Here is a 23426-nt window from a genome sequence, read left to right as displayed (position 1 = left end):
TGGGGCTGTCGCCCGTGACGTACTCGGCGTAGATTCGACTGCGCTGCTCGAGTGCGTTTCACCCCCACGAAGGGATCGCCGTCATGAGCGTGTCGCGTCGCCTCGGGGTGGTGCTCGCGCTGGCCCTCGTCCTCACCACAGCGTGCGGCTCCCAGACCGAATCCACTCGGACCGAGGGTCCCGAGGCCGGGCGGATCACCGACATCGTCCGCACGAAGATGGCCGAACTCGACCTCAGTTCCGCGGTGTACGGCGTGTGGCGGGGCGAGGAGCGGATCGTGCTCGGCGCACTCGGCGGCTCACCGCTCGGCGTGCCCGCCCGGCCGGACATGAAGGTGCGGGTGGGGCAGCCTATGGAACCCATGCTGTCGACGGTGCTGTGGCGCCTCGACGGCGACGGCGTGCTGAAAATCGACGAACCGATCGCGCGCTGGCTCCCCGGCTTTCCCCGCGCCGACGCCATCACCCCGCGCATGCTCGCCAACAGCACCTCCGGTATCGCGGACTATGTGACCGAGCCGGAGTTCCTGAAGATCTTCGGCGAGAACCCGATTCGCGCATGGACCGCCCCACAGTTGATCGAACGCGCCAACGCGCGACCACCCCTGTTCGCGCCCGGCACCGACTGGGCCTACGCGCACAGCGATCTCGTGGTCCTCGGCGAGGTGCTGCAGAACGCGACCGGTAAACCGCTGGGCGAGCTGATCTCCGAACACCTCCTCACGCCCCTGGGCATGCACAACAGCAAGGTCGTCCTCGATCCGGCCATCGAGGCGCCGTACCTGCACGGCTACACCAATGAACGAAAGTTCTTCGAGGACTCCACCTTCTGGAACCCGACCGCCTTCCTGCACAGCGGCAACATGAACGCCCCCGTCACCGACATCGCCCGCTGGGTGCGCGCCCTGGCGAAGGGCGAGCGCCTGACCACCGACCAGTTCCACCAGATGATGGGCCCCTCCACCGCGGGCCTGGGCCCCTTCACCACCGAGAAGTACTTCGCCTTCGGCGTGGTCCACCTCGCCGACTGGCTCTACATGAACCCGTCCTACGGCGGCTACGACGGCGTCGTCTTCCATGACAACCGCACCGACACCACCGTCATCGTCTACACCACCCTCGGCCCCACCTCCCCCGGCGAGAACACCGCCATCCCCCTCGGCACCGCCATCGCCACCCACCTCGTCCCCGACCACCCACCGGCCGTTCCGGGCGGGTGAGTCGCGGTGGTCAACGCAGGGGCGCCGGAGATGGCAGGCTAGGGGGATGGCCGATCCACAGGGAAGTACCGCGGACGACGCGGTGACCGAGTCGCCGGAAGAAGCGACGAAGCGAAAGTTCCGGGAGGCGCTGGAGCGCAAGAGCGCGCACGTGAACGGCGGTGCGGCCGCGCGGGACTCCGCGAAGGTGCGGGGGGCGCAGTCGGCTGTCGGCGGTAAGCGCACCTTCCGCCGCAAGGCAGGCGGCTGACCGAGGACTCCACGCCGATCGCCCATCTCGATCACGTCCGCACACGAGCCAGGAGGAACAATGCCCCGATTCCTGTCCAAAACCGTTGCCGCCGCCGCGATCATCTCGGCGATCGGCGCGGTTCCGGCGGTAGCCGCTGCCGCACCGGCCGCCCCGCCGACGACCCCCGTCATCGGTGGCCAGCCGACTCCACCGTTCGACCCGATCTGCCCACTGTGCTTCATTCGTGAGGCGATCGAAAGCCTCTCCGCGCAGTAGTCATGGTGCGGAAGATGGCGCTCCATCCGCTCTACCAGATGGAGCGCCTCGCACACCGCTGATCGGCGGCCGTCAGTGCGGATGGGGGCAGGGCGACATCAGCCCGCACTCGACGGACCTGGTCGAATCCGGGTCGTCTGGGCATGAAAAAGCCCTCTACCTGTCGTAACAAGTAGAGGGCCTCGAGTGGAGCTGCCGGGAATCGAACCCGGGTCCTCCGCCGCGTCTTCAGGGCTTCTCCGTGTGCAGTCCGCTATGTCTCTGCTCGGATCTCCGGGTCTCGCGAACAAGCTCGGATGACGATCCCAGTCACTGTTTGATGTCCCATCCGACTCCGTGACCGAGCCGGACGGTGATTCCCTCTAGCTGATGCCAGGGTCCGGGTCGAGGGACGAACCCGGTCTGACAGAGACGACCTGCTACTTAGGCAGCGAGGGCGTACTCGCGCTGATTGGAATCGGCGCTTAATTGGTTGCAACGACGCTTACGGTGGTCTCTTGCCTGCACCGACACGCTTCCCCTGAATCTACGTACGCAGTCGAAACCGTTCAGCCCCGTACGTGCCCGCACCTTGCGGGCTAGTCATGATAACACTGCCGTTGCCGGGATTCTTCCCGTTATTTCCGTGCCAGTGGGCGGTGTCCGCGTTGTGACACCGCAGCGAACCACACCGCGCGGAGTTGTGAGATCACGGCAGACACGCCGGTGCGGAGGGGTACTGTTCTCGATCGGCCGGTTCGGGACGAGCGTGATCCCGTGGGCGGCTGGAACAAGGAGTTACCTCATGGCATTCAGCAGTCGGCTGCGGCGCGCCGCGGCGATTCCCGTCGCGGCCGGCCTGGTTCTCACCGCGGCCTGCTCCTCGGGCGACTCGGGCACCGAACCCGGCGTGACCAGCGCCCCCTGCCCCGGCTCGACGCACAAGGACCGGGGCTGTATCTATCTCGGCGTCCTCTCCGACCTCGCGAACGGGCCGTTCACGGCGCTGGGCGCGTCGATGAACGAGGGCCAGCTGGCGTTCTGGAACGCGGTGAACGAGGCGGGCGGTATCGGCGGCTACGACATCGACATCACCACCTACACCCGCAACACCTCGCTCGACCCGCGCACCCACCGCACCGCCTACACCGAGATCGAGCCGCATGTGCTGGCGTTGGCGATGAGTTTCGGCACCGGCCAGACCATCGCGATGCTGAACCAGATGGACGCCGACGACATGGTCAGCGTGGCCGCCACCCAGTGGTCGGGCTGGAACTACCGCAGCGCCGACCGCAACCTGGTGCTCAGCGCCGGCTACTCCTACTGCACCGAAGCGGTGACCGGGCTGGACTGGTTCGCCCGTGCCCATTACGCGCCGCGCAACATCGCCGTCGTCGCCTACCGCGGCAACTACGGCGGCGACTACGCCAGCGGCGCGCTGAAGTGGGCGATCGCCAACGGCGCCACCATCGCCGATCGCATCGACACCGGGCCCAACGGCGAGGTCGGTAATCAGGACGGGCCGGTCGAGGAGATCCTGGCGGCCGCGCCGGATCTGGTGATGCTCGCGACCGGTCCGGCCGAGACCGCGGAGATCGTCGGCAAGCTGGTGAAATCCGGTTACACGGGCCGCTTCCTCGGCTCGCTGCCCACCTGGAACGCCGCCCTGCTGCAGACTCCCGCGGCGCCCGCGCTGACCGCGCTCTACAACTACACGACCCCGGTCGACAGCTGGAGCGGCAACAGTCTCGGCGCTCAGCACGCGCGCGCGGCGGTCGAGCGCGAACCGTCGAACTTCGGCTATTCGCTCGGGTGGGCCATCTCGTATCCTCTGAAGGCTCTGCTCAAAGACGCCGCGAACGAGGGTGAGCTGACCCGGGCCGGCCTGCGCCGGACCATCACGGACCTGCGGCCCGACGGCGAGGGCATGGTCGCGATCCATCCCGCGGGCGCGGCGGGGCCCGATCTGGATCTGGAGTGGTCGTCGGTGTTCGAGCCGGACAAGCAGGCGCCGATGGGCGCGCGGGCGGTCGAGGTCGGCTATCAGGGCGCCACGCTGGGCAAGCTCAGCCTGCACGAACCCTGCACGCGGCTGTAGCTCAGTTCGCGGCGATCATGCCGACCGCGGCGAGCGCGAGCACCATGCCCACCTTCTGGGTCGGCCCGATCCGCTCGCCGAGCAGCACCATCGCCAGCAGCACGGTCGCCGCCGGATACAGCGAACCGATGACGCTCACCACCGACAGCATCGAGCCGTGGAAGGCGTAGAGCAGCGCGGCGTTGGCGATCACGTCCAGCACGCCGATCGCCAGTGCGAGTCGCAGCGGCTCGCCGTGCAGGCCGCGGAACTGACCGGCGGCCACCGCGGATGTCCACACCACGGCGGTCGCCGCGGCGCGCTGACCGACCAGCGGCCAGAGCCCGGCGTCGGGACTGGTCTCATGCAGGAAATAGAACGCGAAACCGAACGCCGCGCCGGACCCGATGGTGAGCAGCGCGACCCGGCGGCTGAACCGCAGCTCGCGCCCGCCGATGATCTCCTCGGTCGTCTCGTCGGGCGCCTCCCGGCTGACCAGCACCACGGCGACCAGCGCCAGCGCGATTCCGGCGATGGCGAGTGGACCCGGTCGCTCGCCGAGGAAGAACCCGGCGAGCACCGGAATCCCGGCGACCAGCACCGCGGTCACCGGCGACACCACCGCCATCGGCCCGTCGGCGAGCGCGGCGTAGAACCACCACACGGCCAGCCCGCTCGCCACGCCCGCGGCCAGGCCCCACAGCATCGACGCCGCGTCGGCGTGCCCACCGACCAGCGGCGCGATCAGCAGAACCAACAGCACCGAGAACGGGTACGAGACGACGACCACCCGCAGCGCGGTGACCCGCCGCGCGGCGATGCCGCCGAAGAAATCGCTGACCCCGTATCCCGTCGCCGCCACCAGGGCGAGCAGGACCGAGATCAACGCATGCCTTTGACCCGCCGACCGATCTCGCGCGTGACCTCACGTTCGGCCTGCCTGCGGGCGAGGTCCTGGCGCTTGTCGTAGTCCTGCTTGCCCTTGGCGAGGGCGAGTTCCACCTTCACCTTGCCGTCGGAGAAGTACATCGACAGCGGCACCAGCGTCTGGTTGCCCTCCCTGGACTTGCCGACCAGATGCTCGATCTCGCGCTTGTGCAGCAGCAGCTTGCGGGTGCGCCGCGGCGAATGGTTGGTCCAGGTGCCGTGGCTGAACTCCGGAATGTGCAGGCCGCGCAGCCACACCTCGCCGTTGTCGACGGTCGCGAAGGCGTCGACCAGCGACGCCTTGCCCTCGCGCAGGCTCTTCACTTCGGTGCCGACCAGCGCGATCCCCGCCTCATAGATGTCGAGGATCGTGTAGTTGTGCCGCGCGCGGCGGTTGGTCGCGATGACCTTCCTGCCCTTTTCCTTCATAACGGTCAACTCTAAGTGACCGCGCCACCCGTTTATTCCGTGGACCGGCGCACCCTCAGCTCGCCGCGCGTTCGGCGGCGCGGGCCAGCGCCCGGTCGCGTTGTTCCTCGAAGCGGGCCGCCTTGATCTCCAGGTCGAGCAGGTAGGTGTGCAGTTCGTCGCGGGCGCGTTCGCCCTCGGCGCCGAAGTCGGAGCGTTCGAAGACCCGCCAGGTGCGCAACACCGGGGCGAGCACCACATCGAGGTGCTGGCGCAGGTCGTAGATGCCGTGCTTGGCCAGCAGCACCGCGTTGCGGCGGAAGTTGGGCTGGTTGAGGCCGGGCATCTGGAACCGCAGGACCACGTCGGTGATGGCGCGCATGCTCTCGTCGGGCGTGAGGTCGAGGGCGGCGGCGCAGAGCTTGCGATAGAAGATCATGTGCAGGTTCTCGTCGGTCGCGATGCGCGCGAGCATGCGGTCGGCGATCGGGTCGTCGCAGACGCGGCCGGTGTTGCGGTGGCTGATCCGGGTGGCCAGTTCCTGGAAGGTGACATAGGCGACGCCCTTGAGGAACTGCGAGCCCTTCTCCGGCTTGGCGATGCCCGCGGTCATGTGGGCCATTCTGGCTTCCTCGAGCGCGACGGGGTCGACCGCGCGGGTGACGACGAGATAGTCCCGCATGACGATGCCGTGCCGGTTCTCCTCGGCGGTCCAGCGGCCGACCCAGGTGCCCCACGCGTTGTCGAAACCGAAGGTGTCGGCCAGTTCGCGGTGGTAGGAGGGCAGATTGTCCTCGGTGAGCAGGTTGGTGATCATCGCCGCCTTGGCCACGTCACTGAGCCGGGACTGCTCGGGATCCCAGTCGATCCCGCCCATCGCGGCGAAGTTGCGGCCCTCGTCCCACGGCACGTAGTCGTGCGGGTGCCAGTCCTTGGCCTTGGCCAGGTGGTCGTTGAGGTTGGCTTCGGCGGTCGGTTCGAGCTCGGCCAGGATGTCGCGGTCGGTCAGCTGCAGTGTCATGGATTGTCACCTCGGTGTCGCGGGTTGATCCCCTGTGCCAACCATGGGCGCTGGCCGCGGTGGCGGAACCCCACATGACGAAACCTTGTGTGCGGTCACAGGACCGCGGGGCGTGGGCTAGGCGGGCGGGAGGGCGGGACCGAATTGATCGATCCGCAACGGCAGGCTAGGCCAGGGTGTCAGATCCGGGGTCAGCTGGCCGACGACGCTGACACCGGCGGCGTCGAAGGCCGCCCTGGCCCGGTCGACGTGGTCGCTCGAGGTCACCAGCACCGCCGAGCGCAGGTCGTGCTCGGACATCAGCACCGCGGTGTTGCGGGCATTGGCCACCGTCGAATCCGCGTGCGGTTCGCGCAGGATCCGGGCGGGGTCGACGCCCGCCGACACCAGCCAGTCGGCCATCGCGTCGGCCTCGCTGAGGCCCGCCCGCGGGTTACCGCCGGTGACGATGATCGGCGACCACGGCGCGAACATCGCCTGCACGAAACCGGCCCGGAGCCGGCGGACCAGTTCGGCGCGCATCGTGCCCTCCGGCGTCAGCCCGTAGCCGAGGATCACCACCGCGGTCTCCCCGCCGTAGGTGGCGGGCAGGCCGGGCGTGAGCACCCGCTGCAGATCACGCACCGCGGTCGGTACCGCGGGTTCCGCGGTACCGGCTTGTGGTGCGGCACAGACGAATCCGGCCGCCGTCAAGACCGCGCACACCCCACGCGTCGCCCAGCTCACCCACACCATTCCCGTCGCCTCCTCGGACCGGGACCGATCGGCTCGATCGGTCGGAGGAGGCCAAGAGTGCGCCGGGAAGCGCAGCGCGGGAAGGGCTTCGACCTGCGGCTACCACAGGTCACATGGGGCGGCCGTCAGCCGCTGGGGCGTGGCATCGCAAACATTCCGGAACCACGCGGGTTCCGGATCGCGGAACTCATCCGCCGGGGCGCAGCACCAGGTACAGCACGAGCGCCGAGGCGAAGACGAGAACCAGGGCGACCGTCGACCAGCGCGGGCGCCCGCGGTGGGTCACCACCTGGTGGCTGCCGAGCAGGCTGGGTGCGACGGCGGGGTCGGCGTGCCGGTGCGGCATCGGAGGCAGCGGGGCATCGGCTCCACCCGAACTCGCGCCGCCCGACGTTTCACTGTCAGAGCCTTCACCGTTCGCCATGGGACCGACACTAACGCCCCACCCCCGCATCCGTCGCGGGTTCCTTTTCGCCCGCGCCCGCCGCTACTCCTCGGCCAACGCGGCCAGCACGCCCTCCCCGTATTTGGCGAGCTTGTTCTCACCCACGCCACCGACGGTGCCGAGTTCGGCCAGCGAACCGGGTTTGCGCGCAACGATTTCGCGCAGGGTCGCGTCGTGGAACACCACATAGGCGGGCACGCCCTGCTCCTTCGCCGTGGCCGCGCGCCAGGCCCGCAACCGCTCGAACAGCGGCAGATCGGTGGCGGGCAGGTCGACGGCCGCCTTGGCGGTCCTGGCACCGCGGGCCGGGCGCGTCGCGCGCTCGGGTTCGCGCCGCATCGGCACCTTGCGGCCCTCGAACAGCACCTCGTTGCTGGCCTCGGTCAGCGCGAGCACGCCGTATTCGCCCTGCACCGCGAGCAGTCCGCCGGCGAGCAATTGGCGAACCACGCCGCGCCATTCGGTATCGCGCAGGTCGGTGCCGATGCCGAACACCGACAGTTCGTTGTGCCGGTGCTGGGTGATCTTCGGATTCGCCTTGCCGAGCAGGATGTCGACGAGATGGCCCGCGCCGAAGGCCTGTCCCCGTTCCCGTTTGAGCCGCAGCACGGTCGAGAGGAGCTTCTGCGCGGGCACGGTGCCGTCCCAGGTCTGCGGCGGGTTCAGGCACACATCGCAGTTGCCGCACGCCGGACCGGGCTGGCCGAAGTAGTTCAGCAGCTGCACGCGGCGGCAGCCGACCGTCTCGCAGAGGGCGAGCATCGCGTCCAGGTGCAGCTGGAGCTGACGGCGGTGCGCGGCGTCGCCCTCGCTCGAATCGATCATCTTGCGCTGCTGGACCACGTCGTTGAGGCCGTAGACCATCCAGGCGGTCGACGGCAGTCCGTCGCGGCCGGCGCGGCCGGTCTCCTGGTAGTAGCCCTCCACCGACTTGGGCAGGTCGAGGTGGGCGACGAAGCGCACGTCGGGCTTGTCGATGCCCATGCCGAACGCGATGGTGGCCACCACGACCAGGCCGTCCTCGCGCAGGAACCTGGCCTGGTTCTCGGCGCGGGTCCGGTTGTCCAGGCCCGCGTGATACGGCACCGCGCGCACGCCGTTCTCGTTGAGCATCGCGGCGGTCTTCTCCACCGAGTTGCGCGAGAGGCAGTAGACGATGCCCGCGTCGCCGGGGTGTTCGGCGCGGATGAAGTCGAGCAGCTGGCGGTCGGCCCGGTTCTTCGATTCGATGCGGTACTGGATATTGGGACGGTCGAAGCTGGACACGAACTGCTTCGCGGTCCCGAGATCGAGGCGTTCGACGATCTCCGCGCGGGTCTTCTCGGTGGCGGTGGCCGTGAGCGCGACGCGCGGGACCTCGGGCCAGCGCTCGTGCAGCAGCGACAGCGCGAGGTAGTCGGGCCGGAAATCGTGGCCCCACTGCGACACACAGTGCGCCTCGTCGATCGCGAACAACGCCACCGTGCCACGGTCGAGCAGGCGCAATGTCGATTCCAGCCGCAGCCGTTCCGGCGCGAGGTACAGCAGGTCGAGTTCGCCGGCGACGAACTGCGCCTCCACCGTCCGGCGCTGGTCGGGCGACTGGGTGGAGTTGAGGAATCCGGCCCGCACGCCGAGGGCGCTGAGCGCGTCGACCTGGTCCTGCATGAGCGCGATCAACGGCGAGACGACCACGCCGACACCGGGGCGCACCAGCGCGGGCACCTGGTAGCACAGGGATTTGCCGCCGCCGGTGGGCATGAGCACCAGGGCGTCACCGCCGCCGACGACCTGTTCGACGATCGCCGCCTGATCGCCGCGGAAGCTGTCGTAGCCGAAGACCCGGCGTAACACCTCCTCCGCCGTCTCGGGACGGGCGGGCGCCGCCACGCGGCCGGGGGTGGCCGGGGCGAGGTCGTCGAAGTGGAAGCCGCCGGTGTCGTCGAAATCGTGCTCGGAGACATAGCCACCGTCGGACGGGTACGCGTCGTCGGGCGGGAAGTCCTCGGGCGGGAAGTCCTCGACATCGGGTGTGGCGCCGGAATTGCTCACCGGGCCATCCTACGAGCGCGGGCCGGTCACGCGGCCCGTCCGCCGGACCGGACGACGGCCTTCACCGGGATTCCCGCACATGTGCACAACCCGATTTCAGGGCCGCAACCTGGCCAGAACCTCGTCGTGGAGCAGGCCGTTGCTCGCCACCGCGTCGCCACCGTGCGGGCCGGGATGCCCGTCCAGGGCGGTGAACGCGCCGCCGGCCTCGCGGACCAGGATGTCCAGCGCGGCCAGGTCCCACAGCGACACCTCCGGCTCGGCCGCGATATCGACCGCGCCCTCGGCGACCAGGCAGTAGTTGAAGAAGTCGCCGTAGCCGCGGACCCGCCAGACCGCGTCGGTCAGGTCGATGAACTTCTCCCGCAGGCCGCGGTCGTGCCAGCCGGAGAGACTGGAGAAGGCCAGGCTCGCCGAGTCGAGCTCGCCCACCGCCGACACGCTGATCGGCTTCGGCGCGCCGGGGTGCGCCTGGGCCCACGCGCCCGAACCCGCCGCCGCCCACCACCGCCTGCCGAGCGCGGGCGCGCTCACCACGCCGACCACCGGGACGCCGTCGGAGAGCAGGGCGATCAGGCTGGCCCAGACCGGAACGCCGCGGACGAAGTTCTTGGTGCCGTCGATCGGATCGACCACCCACTGCCTGCCGGTGAACTCGGCATCGCCACCGAATTCCTCGCCGAGCACGGCGTCGTCGGGGCGTTCGGCGCCGAGCACCCGGCGGATCACCTGCTCCACGGCGAGGTCGGCGTCGGAGACCGGGGTGAGGTCCGGCTTCGAGTCGACTTTCAGGTCGACGGCGCCGAAGCGCACCTTCGAGATCGCGTCGGCCTCGTCGGCCAGTCGCAGGGCGAGGTCCAGGTCAGCGGAGTAGGCAGCCACCGCGTCAGTGTATTTGGCGCCGGTCCTCGGTGACCGGCCCGGCCTGGGCCACGGCGGGGAACACTTCAGACAGCGACCTGCGCCGACCTCGCCGCCACCAGCGCGCTCGCCCACCAGTGCACCTGGTCCAGCATCGCCCGCGCCGCCTCCTCGAACTCCGCGGGTTCACGCAGCTGCCCGTTCTCGTCGAAGAGCAGGTAGTAGCGCGGGAACGAGACGTAGTTGCGCACGGTGTGGGCGTTGAGCTCGTTGAACACCTGGCGCAGGTGCTCGATCGCCAGCAGCCCGCCGGAGCCGCCGCTGTAGCCGACGAAGCCGACCGTCTTGGCGTCCCACTGGGTGTAGTGCCAGTCGATGGCCGACTTCAGGGCGGCCGGGTAGCTGCGGTTGTAGTCGGGGGTGACGACCAGGTAGGCGTCGGCGACGGCGAGCCGCTCGGTGAGGTCGGCCATGCCCGCCGGACGCGGCATGTCCGGGTCGATGGCGGGCGGCACCGGCGGCAGCGCGGCGGGCAGCTCGGCCTCGGCCAGGTCGATGATGTCGACATCGAAGCGGTCGTCGACCTGCTCGGCGATCCAGTTCGCGACCACCGGGCCGAACCGGCCCTCACGGACGCTGCCGATGATGATCGCGAGCTTCAGTGGCTGTGCGGACATGCTGTCTCCTCTGTCGTTGCTCGGCCCCTCGGCCGATGTGTCAACCTTCGCGGGCCGGGAAGCCCGCAGGGAGACCACGCTGAGAGTGGTAGTGGCACGGCCACTCTCCGAGGCCCGTGGCTGGGTACCGTCGAGTGGTGAGCGACAACGAACTCGGTCTGTTCCTGCGTACGCGCCGCGAGGCGGTCTCCCCCGCCGAGGTCGGCTTGCCCGCGGGCCCGCGCAGGCGCACGCCGGGCCTGCGCCGCGCCGAGGTCGCGATGCTGGCCGGGGTGAGTGTGGAGTACCTGATCCGGCTCGAACAGGGCCGCGACCGGCACCCCTCGCCGCCGGTGCTGTCCGCGCTGGCCGACACGCTGCGGCTGAGCCCGCGCGAGCGCGTGCACCTGCATCAGCTCACCAAGGGCACGTCCGGGTTCAGCTGCGGCGCGGCCGAGAACGGACCCAACCGCACGGTCCGCCCGACCATCCGCGCCATTCTCGACCAGCTCGAGCCCGCGCCCGCCGCGATCACCAACCGGTTCACCGAGGTGCTCGCCTGCACCGAGGGCTATCGCAAGCTGATGGCGCCCCACGGCCTGTTCGAGCACGGTGAACCCGCCAACCTGGCCCGTTTCGTCTTCACCCACCCCGGCGCGCGCGAGCTGTACCCGGACTGGGACGCCGCCGCCGACAAGCTGGTCGCCTCGCTCAAGCAGGGCCCCTACCGGGCCGATCCGATGGTGGCCGCGCTGGTCGACGAGCTCACCGTCACCGCGGGCAGCCCGTTCACCGACCGGCTGGCCGCCCTGCCCGGGCTGCCGCCCTCGGGCGGGATCAACCGGATCAGCCATCCCGAGGCCGGCACGTTGCGGCTGGCCTACGAGTCGCTGGATCTGTCCATCGACGACGACCAGTCGCTGTACGTGCTGCTGCCCGCCGACGAGGCGAGCGCGACCGCGCTGGACCGTCTGTTCGGGCGCCACCCCGGCGGCTTGCGCGCCATCGCGAGCTGACCTGCGGGGCGCGTGTTTCGCCGTGTCGGCGGCGACCGGTAACCTTGGACATCGTGCATCCTGACGTTATCGCCGACCTCGCCGAACTCGACACCACGCTGAAGACGGTCGAGTCGGTCCTCGATGTCGAGGAGCTACGCCGTCGCATCGACGAGCTCGAGCACCAGGCGGCCGACCCGGAGCTGTGGAACAACCAGGACCACGCCCAGCAGGTGACCAGCGAGCTGTCCCACGCCCAGAGCGAACTGCGCCGGGTGGAGGAGCTGCGCCAGCGGCTCGAAGATCTGCCCGTGCTCTACGAATTGGCCGAGGCCGAGGAGGGCGCCGCCGCCGCGGAGGCCACCGCCGACGCCGATGCCGAGCGGACCGCCCTGCGTGTCGACATCGAGGCCATGGAGGTGCGCACCCTGCTCTCCGGCGAGTACGACAAGCGCGACGCGCTGGTCAACATCCGCTCCGGCGCCGGCGGCGTCGACGCCGCGGACTGGGCCCAGATGCTGATGCGCATGTACATCCGCTGGGCCGAGCGGCACAAGTACACCGTCGAGGTCTACGACACCTCCTACGCCGAAGAGGCCGGCATCAAGTCCGCCACCTTCGCGGTGAAGTCGCCCTACGCCTACGGCACCCTCTCGGTGGAGATGGGCACGCACCGCCTCGTGCGGATCAGCCCGTTCGACAACCAGGGCCGCCGCCAGACCTCCTTCGCCGAGGTCGAGGTGCTGCCGGTGGTCGAGACCACCGACCACATCGAGATCCCGGACGGTGACGTGCGCGTCGACGTGTACCGCTCGTCCGGCCCCGGTGGCCAGTCGGTCAACACCACCGACTCCGCGGTCCGCCTGACGCACATCCCCACCGGCATCGTGGTGACCTGTCAGAACGAGAAATCGCAGCTGCAGAACAAGATCTCGGCCATGCGCGTGCTGCAGGCCAAGCTGCTCGAGCGCAAGCGCCAGGAGGAGCGCGCGCAGATGGACGCGCTCAAGACCAACGAGGGCGCGTCGTGGGGCAATCAGATGCGTTCCTATGTCCTGCACCCGTATCAGATGGTGAAGGACCTGCGCACGAACTATGAAGTGAACAACCCGTCGGCCGTGCTCGACGGTGACATCGACGGCTTCATCGAATCCGGAATCCGTTGGCGCATGCGGGAACAGGCCGACGCGTAGCCACCTGTTCGCTCGCCCGGTGTGACACTCCTCGCGTTTGACCGGGCACCGTGACCGCGCTGTAACCTTTCTGGTGTGTGTTCGAACGAACCGGAACTGTGTCAGCGCCAGCCCCGTCCCCGCCCGGCCGGGTCGACGCGGTGAGCGGCGTCCTCGCGATCAACACCGCCCCGGAGATCACCGGCTGGCTGCGTTCCAGCGGCCTCGAGATCGTGCTGCTGGTGGTCGGCGCGGTGCTGTTCGGCCGCTTCGCCGCCTTCCTCCGCGACCGGGTGACCACCAAGATCGACGCGGGTTTCCACTCGAGCGACGCGCTGGTCCGCACCGAGGCGGCCAAGCACCGGCACGCCCTGGCGCAGGTGATCACCTGGGTGGTGCTGACGATCGTCTACGTGCTGGTCGGCATGGAGGTGCTGCGCAGGCTCGGTTTCGCGGTGACGGGTCTGGTCGCCCCGGCGGCGGTGCTCGGCGCCGCGCTCGGTTTCGGCGCCCAGCGCATCGTCCAGGACATCCTGGCCGGGTTCTTCCTCATCACCGAGCGCCAGTACGGCTTCGGTGACGTGGTGCAGATCTCGGTCACCGGTTCGGCCGACCCCGCCGAGGGCACCGTCGAGGACGTGACGTTGCGCATCACCACACTGCGCAACTCCGACGGCGAGGTCATCACCGTCCCCAACGGGCAGATCGTGAAAGTGACCAATCTGTCGAAGGATTGGGCACGCGCCGCGATCGATGTACCGGTGTCGGCCCAGGCCGACATCACCAAGATCAACGAGGTCCTGCACGAGGTGTGCACCAAGGCCTATCAGGACCGCAGGCTGAAGCCGCTGCTGCTCGACGAGCCGTCGGTGATGGGCGTGGAGGATCTGTCCCTCGATGTGATGAACATCCGGATGGTTGCCCGCACATTGCCGGGCAAGCAATTCGAAGTGGGGCGCGAGCTGCGCGTGCGCGTCGCGGCCGCCCTGCGTAAGGAAGGAATCAGTGAAACTTCGCAAAACGGTGGATCTCCGCAAGTCGGTGAATCTGCGTAAGTCCACGGCGATTCTCATGGCCACCTGGGTGTCCACGTTCGTCGTCTATGTGTTCGTCAAACCCACCGAAGCCAAGGACGCGGGTCCGGTGTCGTTGCTCAATGCCGTCCCGACCTGGGTGAACCCGGCGCCCTAGCCCCGGCGCGCGCCTCGCCGACGCCGTCGCGGCCAGGTCACGGGCATGGCCGCTGGCTACACTGGCTCCCCGTGATCACCATGCGCAACGTGACAAAGTCGTACAAGACGTCGACGCGACCCGCGCTGGACAATGTCTCCGTCGAGGTGGACAAGGGCGAATTCGTCTTCATCATCGGCCCGTCCGGTTCGGGGAAGTCGACTTTCATGCGGCTGCTGCTCAAGGAGGAGACGCCGACCGCGGGCGAGATACGGGTCGCCGACTTCCGCGTCGACCGATTGCCGGGGCGCAAGGTGCCGAAGCTGCGGCAGCGCATCGGGTGCGTCTTCCAGGATTTCCGGTTGCTCCAGCAGAAGACCGTGGAGCAGAACGTGGCCTTCGCGCTCGAGGTGATCGGCAAGCGGCGGCAGTTCATCGAACGCACCGTGCCCGAGGTGCTCGACATGGTCGGGCTCGGCGGCAAGGGCACCCGATTGCCCTCGGAGCTCTCCGGGGGTGAGCAGCAGCGGGTCGCGATCGCGCGCGCGTTCGTCAACCGGCCGCTGGTCCTGCTGGCCGACGAGCCGACCGGAAATCTCGACCCCGACACCAGTGCCGACATCATGTCGCTGCTGGAGCGGATCAATCGCACCGGCACGACCGTGCTCATGGCCACCCATGACAACCACATCGTCGACTCGATGCGCAGGCGGGTGGTGGAACTCGACCACGGCAGACTCGTGCGCGACGAGGCGACCGGTGTCTACGGGGTGGGGCGATAATGCGACTGAGTTTCCTGTTCACCGAGGTCGTCGACGGTCTGCGCCGCAACCTGACGATGACCATCGCGATGATCCTGACCACCGCGGTCTCGCTGATGATGCTCGGCGGCGGCATGCTGTCGGTGCGGATGGCCGACAAGACCGAGAACTTCTTCATCGGCAGGCTCGAGGTGCGCTTCTACCTCGACGACGCGGTCTCCGAGACCGATCCCGACTGTGCCGCCGAGCCGTGCAAGTCGCTGCTGGCCGACCTCAAGGGCACCTCGGGCGTGGAGAGCGTGCAGTTCCTCAACCGCGCCGACGCGCTGGAGGAGGCCAAGGAGCTGTTCGCCGATCAGCCGGAGATGGTGCAGTACATCGCCGACTCGCCGCTGCCCGCCTCGCTGCGGGTGAAGATGACCGACGCCGAGCAGTACCAGCACATCTACGACAGCTTCGCGACCAGGCAGGGCGTGCGGATCGTCGCCAACGACAAGGAGTTCGTCGACCGGCTGGTGAGCCTGTTCGACGGCTTGCGCAACGCGGCGTTCGGCCTGGCGCTGGTGATGGCGCTGGCAGCGATGCTGCTGGTGTTGAACATGGTGCAGATCGCCGCGTATACGCGGCGCACGGAAGTCGGCATCATGCGGTTGGTCGGCGCGACGCGCTGGTACACCCAGCTGCCGTTCCTGCTGGAGGCGGTGGCGGCGGCGTTCGTCGGCTCCGTGCTGGCGATTCTCGGACTCGTCATCGCCAGGCCGCTGGTGATCGACCGGGCGCTGGGCCCGCTGTTCGACAGCAATGTGTTCCCGCGGATCACCGGTGACGACATCGCCGTGGTCGCGTTGACGATCGCGCCGATCGGCATCGTCTTCGCCGCGGTCACCGCGTACCTCACGCTGCGCTTCTACGTGCGGGAGTAGTCCCGGCCCGACGCGCCGCGAGGGCGGGGACCCACTATCGGGTCTCCGCCCTCGTCGCGAGTGAGGCGCCGAGTTGCGCGGTGAGTTCGAGGCGCTGGCGGTCCAGGTCGGCGATGCGCCGGTCGAGCTCGGCGGTGCGCTCGGCCATGATCCGCACTGACATCTCGCACGCCTGCACCGGTCCGCCGGGTTCGGCGCACGGCAGCAGCTGGGCGATGTCGTCGGTGGTGAGCCCGGCGGCGAGCAGCTCGCGGATCTTCGTCACGGCCGCCACCGCGGCCTCGGGGTAGCTGCGATACCCGTTGGCGTCGCGTCGCGGACGCAGCAGGCCCTGTTCCTCGTAGTAGCGCAGCAGCCGCGTGCTGACGCCGGTGCGGTGCGCGAGTTCGCCGATCAGCATGTGACCGCCCGCACGTTCGCCTTGACCTTCACACCCATGTGAATCCCTAACCTCCGTCGCATGGCAACGATTCCCCTGCAGACCACCGTCCACGGCTCCGGCCCCGGCATCGTGCTCGCGCACGGTGCGGGCGGCTCGATCGAGAGCAATTTCGGCGGCCTTCTCCCCGCGCTGGCCGCCGACCACACCGTGGTCGCCGCCGATTACCCCGGCGACGACACGCCGCTCGATCTCGACGCCCTGGCCGACGCTCTTGTGGCCGCCGCTGTCGAGGCCGGCGTGGCGACCTTCGCGATCGTCGGCTTCTCGCTCGGCACCGCGGTCGCGGTGCGCGCCGCCGCCCGGCATCCGGAGCGGGTCACGGGGCTGGTGCTCACCGCCGGACTGGCGGTACCCGACAACCGGGCCCGGCTGGCGGTCCAGGCCTGGCAGGATCTGCTCGCGCGGGGCGCGTACGAGAGTTTCGCCCGGCTGGTCCTGCTCACCGGGTTCTCGCCGGACTTCGTCAACGCGCTGCCCGCCGCCGCGATCGACGAGCTCGTCGCGCAGACGGCCGGCGCGGTGCCGGGCGGTACCAGGCAGCAGGCCGCGCTGGTCGAGACGGTCGACACCACCGCCGACCTGGCCGGCGTCACGGTGCCGACCCTGATCGTGAACACCACCGCCGATCTCCTGGTCGACCCGGCCAATTCGCGCGCGCTCGCGGGGGCGATTCCCGGCGCCGAGTACGCCGAGATCGACGCCGGCCACGTCGTCATGATCGAGCGTCCCGAGCCCTGGGCCGCCGTGCTCGTCGACTTCCTGAACAAGCACAGCCTCTAGCGCTCGACCGGCGCGCACCATGCCGGTGCTCACCGGTGATCGCCTGTCCGACTCGGGTTCAGCCCAGCGTGCGAAGGCCAGGCCACAGGACGCTCCACGGCGCGCGCGGGTCCTGGCAGAGCATCAGTGGTTCGCCCTGCTCGTCGTTGTCCAGGTCGAGGCCGTTGTCCACAACCCCGACGGGCTCGACGGCGCCGCAGAATTCGATGAGCCTGTCACGGTCGATGCCGACCGTGAGCACCGTGGTCGCGGTGTCGGGCGGCGGACCCCACCACCAATAGGCGTTGTGGCCCGAATGCGGTGTCGGCAGACCGTATTCGGCGCCGTAGCGCTCGATGGCACCCGCTTCGCCGTAGTTCGCGGTGAGGATTTCGGCGCCGGGCGGGCGGGCCGCCGCCACCTGGGCGACGAGTGCGGGCCAGCCGATGGTCTCGCCCGCGTCGTAGTTCACCGCGAGCACCGGTGAGCCAGGCAGCCCCGAGACCGGCAGCACCGGCAGGAACAGCACCGCCGACATCGCCGCGTTCACGACGACCACCGAACACGCTGCCGCCCAGCGCTTCCGCTCGTCACCGAGGATCGCCACGAGGCCGACTGACCCCGCCGCGAGCAGTACCGGATACATGCCGCCGAGGTAGTACGCCTTCCCGCCGGAGAGCAGGAAGAGAACGAACAACACACCGTAGGCCACCACGAACGCCCGGTAGGCCGAGCGCCACAACCGCCACATCCCGTAGATCCACAGGGGCACGAGTAGCGGCCCGAACAGTCCGAACTGCAAGAGCACGAACATGATCGGGGAGTCCGAGGTCCCCGAGGAACCGCCGGCGATCGCGCGGCTCAGCTCCCACTGCGGCCAGCCGTGCCGGGCTTGCCACCACAGATACGGCAGGACGAGGAGCCCGGCGGAACCGACGGCGAGCGGAAAGTACCCGGTGGCGAACATTTTTCGGCGACCGGTGAGCAGCAGCCCGAGCACCAGCGCCGCGACCGGGACGATCAGCAACGCCTTGTTCAGCAGGCCGACACCGACGACCATCCCGACCAGCAGCCACCACCGCCGGTCCGGCTCCGGACGCATCAGCTTCAGCACGAGCAGACAGATCAGCGACCACGCGGCCAGATCGAAGACCGTCGTCCCGAACAGGTGCCCGGCGCCCTGCACCAGGGCCGCGCTCGCCACCGCCGCCGCGGCGAGTGCTCGCGCGCCTCGACCGCCGCCCAATTCTCCGGCCATGAGGCCCGCGCACACCACCACCAGCGTGGCGGCGGCGACAGCGGGCAGCCGCAGGACCCAGAGCGAATCCGGATCAATCGCCGCCATCAGCCGCGCCAGGGCGGGCGTCAGCGGCGGTTGATCGGCGTATCCCCAATCCAGCCGACGACCTGCGGCCAGGAAGTACATCTCGTCCCGGTGGTACCCATAGCGCGAGGATGTGACCAGCAGAACCACAGCGAAAAGCGACGCGATCACGGTCACTCGTCCAGACTGACACGGATTCGCGGATTTCGATGGCGTCGACGAGCTTCTTACTCCAGAGTAAGATAGTCTTACCGAGGAGTAAGATAGCTGGGGTCACAAGCGCCCCGACAGCCGAGGAAATCAGGTGATGATGAGCACTCGAGACAGCGCGACGAAGCGACGTCCGAACGACACGTCCGCGGTCGGCCTCAGCCAGCCCAAGCGGGACTGGATGGGCGCCGCGATGCGCGCTTTGACGACCATTACCGGGTCGGAGCTCGCCGAGAAGTACAACCTGCGCAAGCCCATCGATCGCGTCGCCTACGAGGGCACCAAGACCGGTTTCCGGACCCTGGGCGCGGCCACCCGATCCTTCGCCAAGGTCACCGGCGGCGGCCAGCCCAAGCGGCTGCCCGACAACGAGGCCAAGACCAAGGACTACTTCGACCTCACCCCGTCCGACGAGCAGCAGATGATCGTCGAGACCGTGAAGGACTTCGCCGGCGAGATCCTGCGCCCGGCCGCCTACGACGCCGACAACGCGGCCAAGGCCCCGCGCGATCTGCTCGAGCGCGCCGCCGAGCTCGGCATCACCCTGATCAACGTTCCCGAGGAGCTGGAGGGCGCGGCCAGCGAGCGCGGCGCCGTTACCAACTCCCTGGTCGCCGAGGCGCTTTCGCACGGCGACATGGGTCTGGCGCTGCCGATCCTCGCGCCCAGCGGCGTGGCCGTCGCGCTGTCCCAGTGGGGCTCCGACGCGCAGCAGCAGACCTACCTGCCCGCCTTCACCGGCGAGAACGTGCCGCAGGCCTCGGTCGTGATCGCCGAGCCGCGCGCGCTGTTCGATCCGTTCGCCCTGCAGACCAAGGCCACCCGCTCCCCCAGCGGCTTCCGCCTCAACGGCGTGAAGAGCCTGGTCCCGGCCGCCGCCGATGCCGAATTGTTCGTCGTGGCCGCCGAACTCGACGGGCGCCCGGCGCTGTTCATCGTCGAGTCCGACACCGCCGGCCTGTCGGTCGAGGCGGACCCGAGCATGGGTCTGCGCGCGGCCGGTCTCGGCCGGCTGATCCTGGACAACGTGGCCGTGCCCGCGGAGGCCGTCCTCGGCGACGGTGACGCCAAGGCCCGCGCCGAGGAGTACGCCGACGCCGTGCAGCTCGCGCGACTGGGCTGGGCGTCGCTGGCGATCGGCACCGGCCAGGCCGTGCTCGACTACGTGATCCCGTACGTGAACGAGCGCGAGGCGTTCGGCGAGCCCATCTCGCACCGCCAGGCGGTCGCGTTCATGGTGGCCAACATGGCGATCGAGCTCGACGGTCTGCGCCTGGTGACGCTGCGCGGCGCCTCGCGCGCCGAGCAGGGCCTGTCGTTCGCCCGCGAGGCGGCACTGGCCCGCAAGCTGGCCACCGACAAGGGCATGCAGATCGGCCTGGACGGCGTGCAGCTGCTCGGCGGCCACGGCTTCACCAAGGAACACCCGGTCGAGCGTTGGTACCGGGACCTTCGAGCCGTCGGCGTCGCCGAGGGCGTGGTGCTGGTCTAGCCGGGTCCGTCTTCGATTTCCCAGGAGAATTCCATGATCAACCTCGAACTCCCCAAGAAGCTGAAGGCGAGCGCGAACCAGGCCCACCAGGTCGCCGCGCAGATCTTCCGCCCCATCTCCCGCAAGTACGACCTCGCCGAGCACGAGTACCCGGTCGAACTCGACACCATGGCCGCCATGGTGGAGGGCCTGGCCGACTCCGGCACCCAGAAGATCGGCGGCGCCGCGGGCGGTCGCGGTGACGACGCGGGCAGCAGCACCGACATCGTCGCCAATGCCAACGGCGGCAACATGTCCGCGCTGCTCAACGCGCTCGAGACCTCGTGGGGCGATGTCGGCCTGATGCTGACCATCCCCTACCAGGGCCTGGGCAACGCCGCGATCGCCGCGGTCGCCACCGACGAGCAGCTGGAGCGCTTCGGCAAGGTGTGGGCCTCGATGGCCATCACCGAGCCGTCGTTCGGTTCCGACTCCGCCGCCGTCACCACCACCGCCGTGCTCGACGGCGACGAGTGGGTCCTCAACGGCGAGAAGATCTTCGTCACCGCCGGTGAGCGCTCCACCCACATCGTGGTGTGGGCGACGGTCGACAAGAGCCTGGGCCGCGCGGCGATCAAGTCGTTCGTCGTCCCGCGCGACGCTCCTGGCCTGTCGGTGGCGCGGCTGGAGCACAAGCTCGGCATCAAGGCCTCCGACACCGCCGTGCTGCTGCTGCAGGACTGCCGGATTCCCGCCGACAACATCCTCGGTTCGCCGGAAGTCAACGTGGAGAAGGGTTTCGCGGGGGTCATGCAGACCTTCGACAACACCCGTCCCATGGTCGCCGCGATGGCCGTCGGTGTCGCGCGAGCGGCGCTCGAGGAGCTGCGCACCATCCTCACCGAGGCCGGTGTCGAGATCTCCTACGACACCCCCGCGATGAATCAGCATGCCGCCGCCGCGGAATTCCTGCGCCTGGAAGCCGATTACGAGGCGGCCTACCTGCTGTCGCTGCGTGCGGCGTGGATGGCCGACAACAAGAAGCCGAACTCGCTCGAGGCCTCGATGTCCAAGGCCAAGGCGGGCCGCACCGGCACCGACGTCACCCTCAAGTCCGTCGAACTGGCGGGCACCCTCGGCTACTCCCAGCGCCTGCTCCTGGAGAAGTGGGGCCGCGACTCGAAGATCCTCGACATCTTCGAAGGCACCCAGCAGATCCAGCAGCTGATCGTGGCTCGCCGCGTGCTCGGAAAGACCAGCGCCGAGCTCAAGTGAGCTGACAGTCGACGGAGAGCCGGTGCGAGTCTTGCGGACTCGCACCGGTTTTTCGTTGCCGGGAGTTGTCGGCCCGGCTGGTTAGGGTGACTGGGTCGCGTGCCGCCGGGGCAGGCGGAAGCGAGGGTGACATGGGCTGGACTGCGAACGGACTGCTCGTCGAGGGCGCGATCGACGTGTCACGGTTGCCCGGGCACACCGCCGACACCGGTGCGAGCGTCGATCTGGGCGAGGCGTTCTCCCGGCCGGTCGACTATGCCGTCGCCGAGATCGGCGGATGGACCTCGATTCTGGACCCGCACTTCCAGCTGACCTTCGACGACGACGCGGCTCTCGCGCTCGCCGGTGATCGCCGCGTGCTGGCCTACGCCGCGCACAGCGTGTCCGACACCTACGGATTCGCGTGGTACTCCGGCGGGCAGCCGCTGCGGCGGATCATCTACGCGGCGGGCGAGATCGCCGACGAGACCGGCGGCGTGCTCCCCGAAGAGGCCCGCCTCGCGCCCGGAATCGACGAGGACTTCGTCTTCGACATCATCGCCGGGCTGACCGGACTCTCCTGGGGCGCGATCGCCGACGCCGCCTACCGGGTGTGGGCCGCCTGAGGCGATTCAGACCGCGCTGGTGTCGTCGTGGTGGATGCGGCGGTCGAGGCGGTAGGGGTTGACGTCGAGCAGTTTTCGATCCCACGCTGCCAGGTCGGCGGCCGCCGCGTAGGTGGCGTCGAGGAAGTGGAGCAGGGTGGCGTCGGGGTCGTGGCTTTCGCGGACCACCTCGTACGGCAGCACGAATTCGCCCAGGGTGGAATCCCATTCGGCGCCCGCGGGGCCCGCGGGCTGCGACGAGTAGCCCTCGGGGGCCGGATAGGAGTAGGCGTAGAACGTGCCTTCGGTGCCGCCCGGCCAGAAGCCGGCGCTGGCGCATTCGCGGGAGTAGGCCTCCTCCATGACCCAGTCGGCACAGTTGGGGGCGCCGCCGGGATGGGTCGGCGCGGTGCGGCCGGAGAAGCGGGTGCAGGCGAGGTCGAGCGAGCCCCAGAAGACATGCACCGGACTGGTTTTCCCGGCGAAACCCGCGCGCCACAGCTGGAACACCCGTTCGATCTGGACGAGTTGCTGCCAGAAGAGTTCGACGGCGCCCGCGTCGTAGGAGTGGTGGGTGGTGTCCTCGGCGAAGGGGATCGCGGGGTCCACCTCGTTGGGTGAGGCCTCGATGTCGACGACGATCGCGAGACGCCCGAGGACATGGCCGAGCTCGGCGTAGAAATCGGCGACCGTGCGCGGCCGCAGGGCGATGGTGGCATGGCGACCGTCGCTGGTGCGCAGGACGAGTTCGTGGTCGTGGAAATCGAATTCGATGTCGAGCAGCCGCCCGTCCACGGGGATCGCGCCGGTCGACAGCCCCCGCGCGTTGACCGCGAAGGTGACATTCCACCAGTGGTTGACCAGCGGCGTGCCCGCCATCTTCAGCTTGCCGATGATCTGCGTCCACATGTGCAGGGTGTCGCGGGTATCGGTCCATGAGTCGACGCGCAGGCTGGGCCAGACGGCCTTCGCGGGGGTGAGCTGTGCCATCGCCATCCTCGTTTCCTAGACAGGTCAACCGTCCGACACGATTCGCGCCGCCTCATCGTACGTCGGCACAAGGCGCGGGCGCAGTCACGCGAGAATCGGGCCCGCACGGTTGTGTGGGACCGCGAGTCTCATATAACGTGAGATCTGCGCCACCCACGAAGGAGACATCGCCGATGCTGTCGACCACGACGAAGAACACCGCCACCGATCCCGAGTACCACGAGATCCTGCGCAATCTGTCCGACGGTTCGGTGAACCGGCATTTCGATCCGTATGTCGATATCGACTGGGATTCGCCGGAGTTCGCCGTGCACAGCGACGATCCGCGCTGGATCATGCCCGAGGAGGACCCGCTGGGCCGTCATCCCTGGTACAAGGCGCAGCCGGTGGAGCGGCAGATCGCGATGGGGATGTGGCGCCAGGCCGGGATCGCGAAGGTGGGCCTGGATTTCGAGCAGCTGCTGATCCGTGGGTTGATGCAG

26 protein-coding genes and 1 other RNA gene are annotated in these 23426 nt (G+C 69.0%); 15 read left to right on the top strand and 12 right to left on the bottom strand.

What is annotated here, in order from left to right; genetic code table 11:
• The first annotated feature begins 83 nt into the window (after nt 1–83).
• From QH270_RS27300 to QH270_RS27290, 3 genes are read left to right on the top strand one after another with little or no spacing between them, the layout of a single operon-like run.
• Nucleotides 84–1220 carry a serine hydrolase domain-containing protein gene (locus QH270_RS27300; protein ID WP_280346915.1) on the top strand — a complete coding sequence of 379 codons (1137 nt, stop codon included), beginning with the start codon at nt 84–86 and terminating at the stop codon, nt 1218–1220.
• 46 nt (nt 1221–1266) lie between these two features.
• Nucleotides 1267–1470, top strand: coding sequence for a DUF5302 domain-containing protein (locus QH270_RS27295; protein WP_280346914.1), 204 nt, complete (start codon nt 1267–1269; stop codon nt 1468–1470).
• 60 nt (nt 1471–1530) lie between these two features.
• Nucleotides 1531–1728, top strand: a complete 198-nt coding sequence (locus QH270_RS27290) for a hypothetical protein (RefSeq protein ID WP_280346913.1) — start codon at nt 1531–1533, stop codon at nt 1726–1728.
• A 184-nt stretch (nt 1729–1912) separates the two neighbouring features.
• Here QH270_RS27290 and ssrA read toward each other — a convergent pair.
• Nucleotides 1913–2284, bottom strand: a transfer-messenger RNA (tmRNA) gene (ssrA, locus tag QH270_RS27285).
• A 228-nt stretch (nt 2285–2512) separates the two neighbouring features.
• Here ssrA and QH270_RS27280 point away from each other — a divergent pair.
• Complete coding sequence (locus QH270_RS27280; protein WP_280346912.1) at nt 2513–3805, top strand: ABC transporter substrate-binding protein; 1293 nt, start codon at nt 2513–2515, stop codon at nt 3803–3805.
• A gap of 1 nt (nt 3806) precedes the next feature.
• On the opposite strand, the gene QH270_RS27275 is transcribed toward QH270_RS27280, so the two are convergent.
• From QH270_RS27275 to QH270_RS27240, 8 genes are all read right to left on the bottom strand, one after another.
• Nucleotides 3807–4670 carry a DMT family transporter gene (locus QH270_RS27275; RefSeq protein WP_280346911.1) on the bottom strand — a complete coding sequence of 288 codons (864 nt, stop codon included), beginning with the start codon at nt 4668–4670 and terminating at the stop codon, nt 3807–3809.
• Entirely contained in the window at nt 4667–5140 is a 474-nt protein-coding gene (smpB, locus tag QH270_RS27270) for an SsrA-binding protein SmpB (protein WP_280346910.1), read from the bottom strand. Before smpB ends, QH270_RS27275 begins: the two co-directional genes overlap by 4 nt.
• A 55-nt stretch (nt 5141–5195) precedes the next feature.
• Nucleotides 5196–6140, bottom strand: a complete 945-nt coding sequence (locus QH270_RS27265; protein ID WP_280346909.1) for an acyl-ACP desaturase — start codon at nt 6138–6140, stop codon at nt 5196–5198.
• A 117-nt stretch (nt 6141–6257) separates the two neighbouring features.
• The gene (locus QH270_RS27260) at nt 6258–6875 is read right to left on the bottom strand and encodes a YdcF family protein (protein ID WP_280346908.1); all 618 of its coding nucleotides are present in this window, start codon (nt 6873–6875) and stop codon (nt 6258–6260) included.
• Nucleotides 6876–7062: 187 nt separating this feature from the next.
• The gene (locus QH270_RS27255; protein ID WP_280346907.1) at nt 7063–7221 is read right to left on the bottom strand and encodes a hypothetical protein; all 159 of its coding nucleotides are present in this window, start codon (nt 7219–7221) and stop codon (nt 7063–7065) included.
• Between the two features lie 141 nt (nt 7222–7362).
• Nucleotides 7363–9351: a DNA helicase RecQ gene (recQ, locus tag QH270_RS27250; RefSeq protein WP_432420436.1), complete on the bottom strand. Its 1989-nt coding sequence runs from the start codon at nt 9349–9351 to the stop codon at nt 7363–7365.
• 96 nt (nt 9352–9447) lie between these two features.
• Nucleotides 9448–10233: a histidinol-phosphatase gene (hisN, locus tag QH270_RS27245; RefSeq protein WP_280346906.1), complete on the bottom strand. Its 786-nt coding sequence runs from the start codon at nt 10231–10233 to the stop codon at nt 9448–9450.
• 65 nt (nt 10234–10298) lie between these two features.
• Nucleotides 10299–10889 carry an NADPH-dependent FMN reductase gene (locus tag QH270_RS27240; RefSeq protein WP_280346905.1) on the bottom strand — a complete coding sequence of 197 codons (591 nt, stop codon included), beginning with the start codon at nt 10887–10889 and terminating at the stop codon, nt 10299–10301.
• Between the two features lie 137 nt (nt 10890–11026).
• On the opposite strand from QH270_RS27240, the gene QH270_RS27235 reads away from it, so the two are divergent.
• The 6 genes from QH270_RS27235 (at nt 11027) to ftsX (ending at nt 15889) form a co-directional block, all read left to right on the top strand.
• Nucleotides 11027–11884 (top strand): helix-turn-helix transcriptional regulator, encoded by an 858-nt coding sequence (locus tag QH270_RS27235; RefSeq protein ID WP_280346904.1) that lies wholly within the window; start codon nt 11027–11029, stop codon nt 11882–11884.
• A gap of 53 nt (nt 11885–11937) precedes the next feature.
• Nucleotides 11938–13056, top strand: a complete 1119-nt coding sequence (gene prfB / locus QH270_RS27230) for a peptide chain release factor 2 (RefSeq protein WP_280346903.1) — start codon at nt 11938–11940, stop codon at nt 13054–13056.
• Between the two features lie 140 nt (nt 13057–13196).
• Nucleotides 13197–14090 (top strand): mechanosensitive ion channel family protein, encoded by an 894-nt coding sequence (locus QH270_RS27225; RefSeq protein WP_280346926.1) that lies wholly within the window; start codon nt 13197–13199, stop codon nt 14088–14090.
• Nucleotides 14059–14226, top strand: a complete 168-nt coding sequence (locus QH270_RS27220; protein ID WP_280346902.1) for a hypothetical protein — start codon at nt 14059–14061, stop codon at nt 14224–14226. Before QH270_RS27225 ends, QH270_RS27220 begins: the two co-directional genes overlap by 32 nt.
• 71 nt (nt 14227–14297) lie before the next feature.
• Complete coding sequence (ftsE, locus tag QH270_RS27215; protein ID WP_280346901.1) at nt 14298–14987, top strand: cell division ATP-binding protein FtsE; 690 nt, start codon at nt 14298–14300, stop codon at nt 14985–14987.
• Complete coding sequence (gene ftsX / locus QH270_RS27210; RefSeq protein ID WP_280346900.1) at nt 14987–15889, top strand: permease-like cell division protein FtsX; 903 nt, start codon at nt 14987–14989, stop codon at nt 15887–15889. Before ftsE ends, ftsX begins: the two co-directional genes overlap by 1 nt.
• 34 nt (nt 15890–15923) lie before the next feature.
• Here ftsX and QH270_RS27205 read toward each other — a convergent pair whose 3' ends face one another.
• Nucleotides 15924–16289, bottom strand: coding sequence for a MerR family transcriptional regulator (locus QH270_RS27205; RefSeq protein WP_280346899.1), 366 nt, complete (start codon nt 16287–16289; stop codon nt 15924–15926).
• Nucleotides 16290–16349: 60 nt separating this feature from the next.
• On the opposite strand from QH270_RS27205, the gene QH270_RS27200 reads away from it, so the two are divergent.
• The gene (locus QH270_RS27200) at nt 16350–17111 is read left to right on the top strand and encodes an alpha/beta fold hydrolase (RefSeq protein WP_280346898.1); all 762 of its coding nucleotides are present in this window, start codon (nt 16350–16352) and stop codon (nt 17109–17111) included.
• Nucleotides 17112–17169: 58 nt separating this feature from the next.
• Here QH270_RS27200 and QH270_RS27195 read toward each other — a convergent pair whose 3' ends face one another.
• Nucleotides 17170–18564 carry a glycosyltransferase family 39 protein gene (locus tag QH270_RS27195; RefSeq protein ID WP_280346897.1) on the bottom strand — a complete coding sequence of 465 codons (1395 nt, stop codon included), beginning with the start codon at nt 18562–18564 and terminating at the stop codon, nt 17170–17172.
• 157 nt (nt 18565–18721) lie between these two features.
• On the opposite strand from QH270_RS27195, the gene QH270_RS27190 reads away from it, so the two are divergent.
• From QH270_RS27190 to QH270_RS27180, 3 genes are all read left to right on the top strand, one after another.
• A complete protein-coding gene (locus QH270_RS27190; RefSeq protein ID WP_280346896.1) occupies nt 18722–20116 on the top strand; it encodes an acyl-CoA dehydrogenase family protein in 1395 nt (464 codons plus the stop codon).
• Nucleotides 20117–20149: 33 nt separating this feature from the next.
• A complete protein-coding gene (locus QH270_RS27185; protein ID WP_280346895.1) occupies nt 20150–21370 on the top strand; it encodes an acyl-CoA dehydrogenase family protein in 1221 nt (406 codons plus the stop codon).
• 131 nt (nt 21371–21501) lie between these two features.
• On the top strand, nt 21502–21975 hold the full coding sequence (locus tag QH270_RS27180) for a hypothetical protein (RefSeq protein ID WP_280346894.1): 474 nt from the start codon (nt 21502–21504) through the stop codon (nt 21973–21975).
• 6 nt (nt 21976–21981) lie between these two features.
• On the opposite strand, the gene QH270_RS27175 is transcribed toward QH270_RS27180, so the two are convergent.
• Nucleotides 21982–22944: a DUF5996 family protein gene (locus QH270_RS27175; RefSeq protein ID WP_280346925.1), complete on the bottom strand. Its 963-nt coding sequence runs from the start codon at nt 22942–22944 to the stop codon at nt 21982–21984.
• A gap of 173 nt (nt 22945–23117) precedes the next feature.
• Here QH270_RS27175 and QH270_RS27170 point away from each other — a divergent pair.
• Nucleotides 23118–23426: diiron oxygenase (locus QH270_RS27170; RefSeq protein ID WP_280346893.1), on the top strand; the 309-nt coding region annotated here is incomplete at its 3' end.

This window comes from Nocardia neocaledoniensis (assembly GCF_029868625.1).
Lineage (GTDB): Bacteria > Actinomycetota > Actinomycetes > Mycobacteriales > Mycobacteriaceae > Nocardia > Nocardia neocaledoniensis_A.
The sequence above is the reverse complement of the archived record's forward strand: the minus strand, read 5'-3'. Positions and strand labels throughout refer to the sequence as shown.